Raw genomic sequence first — 3,302 nt, 5'->3', positions numbered from 1 at the left:
ATGCTAGAGAATCACCCGTGGTATATATCACCTGAGCCCGTTCCTAAATTTGTACCACCTGAGCCTGAACCACCACCTGAACCGCCAAGAATGGAAAGTTTGACTGAGCGACTCGAACGAGAAGCATGGGAGAGACGAGCGAGAGCAATGATAGCGATTTATGGCGATGATTTTGGGCGTAAGACTACCCATAGCCCTGAAACACGCTCACAAGCGCCACAGCGTGAAAATACGAGCCATGATTATGATTTTGGGCGTAAGACTACCCATAGCCCTGAAACACGCTCACAAGCGCCACAGCGTGAAAATACGAGCCATGATTATGATTTTGGGATGTAGTTAGAACCACTTAGCACCCATCCCATACAGTTACCCATATTCCACCGTGGCGGACAGTCAAGGGCGGGGGGAGCGTATGCGACCCCCGTTCATTTTACCCTTGACGGATCCGCTCAGGGTGGAATATCAATAATCTGTAATGGGTGGGTGCGGTGCTGATTTTGGGGTGGATTTTGGCACAAAAACAGGGGGTTCGCCTTTACTTGATACTATTATAATGTAAATCAGATTTGATTTTAGGTGTTCAAATCACCCTTAAAGCCTTTAACATCAAGGCTTTAAGTATTGACAATACGAAAAAAAAGCGGTAGATTAGTAGTCGCCAAACAAACCAAACTAAACCGCTTTCTTTCCACCCCTTTTTACAGGGGATTTGTGCACCTGTATGATAACAAAAACTAACACTCAAAATCAACCGCTAGACTCTTCCACACAGGGCAAGCGAGAGCATACACTAAAACAAATTTTTGATTTTTTGCATGATAATGATCTACCAGCGGGCGTTGAGATCGGTCTTGCAGAAATATCAAAAAAAGATGAAAAATGGGATTATCATCGCTCAGACACGCAGAGCGTGGGCGAGATTTTCGGGTATAATCCCGATTTTGAGCGATGGTCGGAACGCATGTCGAAATGTTCTACATTCCTAATGTTCCAATCAGATGGTGACGCCTTGCGGTTATCTCAATCATTCTTTTGTCATGTCCGCCATTGCCCTGTTTGCCAGTGGCGCAAGTCGCTGTACTGGAAAGCCATGTTACACCGTGCATTGGATAATATACTGCCACAGTACCCGTCACATCGTTTTATTTTTCTAACGCTGACCGTGCCAAATCCGCCAATCCACGAATTACGGAATACGCTCAAACACATGAACAAGGCATGGGCTAGGCTAATAGAACGCTTGGAATTTTCTAGGGTCGTGGATGGTTGGGTGCGCACCACCGAAGTCACCCGAGATTCCAAACGCCCAAATACCTACGCCCATCCGCATTTTCACGCCATCCTAATGGTGAAGTCTAATTACTTCAGCAAAAATTACATTAAACAGGAAAGATGGCTAGAGCTGTGGCAACAGTCATTGAGATTGGATTGTTGGTTGTCCGTGGGTATTCAAGCAGTTAAACCCAAGGCGTCAGCCGTAGCAAGTGGTCAATATATGGACGGGGTAAGATATGCTGTTGCTGAAACCATGAAATATTCGGTCAAACCTAGCGACATGATGGGCGATGGTTCATTATCCGCCCATCGATGGTTCTATGAATTTTGCACACAGGTAAAAAAAATGCGTTTCGTGGCCACAGGTGGGGTACTAAAAAATGTTCTAAAAAATATCGACAAAATCACAGATGAACAGATGGTTCATGTGAATGATGAGTCAGCTGATGAATTAGAAAAAGACAAAAGACAGATTATTTTTAGATACACTGCAACGCAGAGACGATACGTTTTCAAAGGTCGTTATTAAAAAAAACCGCTCCATTTTTGGGGCGGTTTTTTTTCGCCCATAGGTACGCATGGGCGACAGGGGGATTGCAAAGGGGGAACGCCTTGCCACGGGTATGGTTTCTACTGTTTCGCAGAACAGAGAAACGTATAACCGTGCCCTTACGGGATTTTGCACGGAATTTAAAGTTTTTATATGCGGTAATTATGTGGTGTTGATTATGCACTTACAAAATGCTATGATTTTTGAAAAATTTTTACCAATAGGTGATGTATGAGACCATTAACACAAAATCAAATAAATCTTTTACCTGAAGTTAAAGATAAAGCACCGAAAAATAAAAAGGGTGAAATTCTTAAACGGCTGATTGATGGGTATTTGGGCGGTGAAAAATTAGAAAGAGGCGATCTGGATATTATCAAAATCGCTGTACAGTTGCACCAAACGAACGAAAAAAAGAAAAGACTACAGGCAAAGCAAAGACAAAAAGATTATAAAGAGATTAAAGCTGAGAACGCTAAAAAGACGAGAGAAAAAATTATTTTAGGGGCGTGTGATGTGGTGTCATTGAAAAACGGTGGCTATCCATTTTTGAATTTTTTGCTTGCTTTTAGGAGCGGCTATTTATCTGACACGGATTTAAAATTCATGCAAGAACGCTACATGATAGATTCCAAAATTAATGCTCATGGCTACAAAATGTGGCGTGTTTATATTGATGATGATCATGCATATATACTTTGTGATTCACAAGACAAAAACAACAATTTTAATCTTTTATATCATTTCTTCAGTCCAAGAGAAAAAAAAGTTTTAAAAACAATTACCATTAAAAGATATGATCAAGACCCGAGATTATCTTATGTCAATTAATAGAATATCAGTTCAGATTGGTGCCAAAGGCAAAGCAAGCCCGCATTTCAATTACATTACTGCCACGGGCAAATATGAATATAAGCGTGGAGTTGAAAAAACTGGTCATGGCAATATGCCAACATGGGCGAAAAACGATCCTGCAAAATTTTGGCAAGCAGCTGATGAGTTCGAGCGTGCCAATGGTCAAACCTACAAAGAACATATCTTATCAATTCCCCGTGAAATGCCTACATATCTGAGACGTCGATTTATAAAAGATTGGATTAAACAAGAAATTGGAGATAAACACCCTTTCAGTTATGCAATACATGAAACGCAGTCTTCAGATGGCGGAACAAATCCCCACGCTCATGTTATGTATTGCCCCCGTGAGCTGGACGGCATAGACCGTTCACCAGAACAATTTTTCAAGCGCTACAATGCCAAGAATCCTGAACTTGGCGGGGCTAGAAAAGCCGAAACAGGGCTAAGCCGTGGCGAGATGAAAAAGAATCTGTTAGAGCAACGGGAACGATGGAATAATCTGATTGTAGATTTTGCCCGAGAGTGGCGCTTTGACTTAGAGCCACGCCACCCCATGAGTGAACCGACCATAAACAAAACCATGGCGGAAATCCAAAAATCGCAAAAACTAGATGAT

4 protein-coding genes are annotated in these 3,302 nt (G+C 42.0%); all 4 read left to right on the top strand.

Going from position 1 to position 3,302, the window contains the following annotated elements; genetic code table 11:
* Nucleotides 1-339 (top strand): hypothetical protein (locus B0180_RS10180; RefSeq protein ID WP_208609404.1); only part of this gene is annotated, 339 nt, incomplete at its 5' end.
* Nucleotides 340-724: 385 nt separating this feature from the next.
* Complete coding sequence (locus B0180_RS09990) at nt 725-1,807, top strand: protein rep (RefSeq protein WP_078256767.1); 1,083 nt, start codon at nt 725-727, stop codon at nt 1,805-1,807.
* 252 nt (nt 1,808-2,059) lie between these two features.
* Nucleotides 2,060-2,659, top strand: a complete 600-nt coding sequence (locus tag B0180_RS09980; protein ID WP_078256765.1) for a hypothetical protein — start codon at nt 2,060-2,062, stop codon at nt 2,657-2,659.
* Nucleotides 2,649-3,302 (top strand): MobA/MobL family protein (locus B0180_RS09975; RefSeq protein WP_167366947.1); only part of this gene is annotated, 654 nt, incomplete at its 3' end. The genes B0180_RS09980 and B0180_RS09975, both read left to right, overlap by 11 nt.

Source organism: Moraxella canis (genome assembly GCF_002014965.1).
GTDB lineage: Bacteria > Pseudomonadota > Gammaproteobacteria > Pseudomonadales > Moraxellaceae > Moraxella > Moraxella canis.
This window is presented reverse-complemented; position numbering and strand designations above follow the sequence as displayed.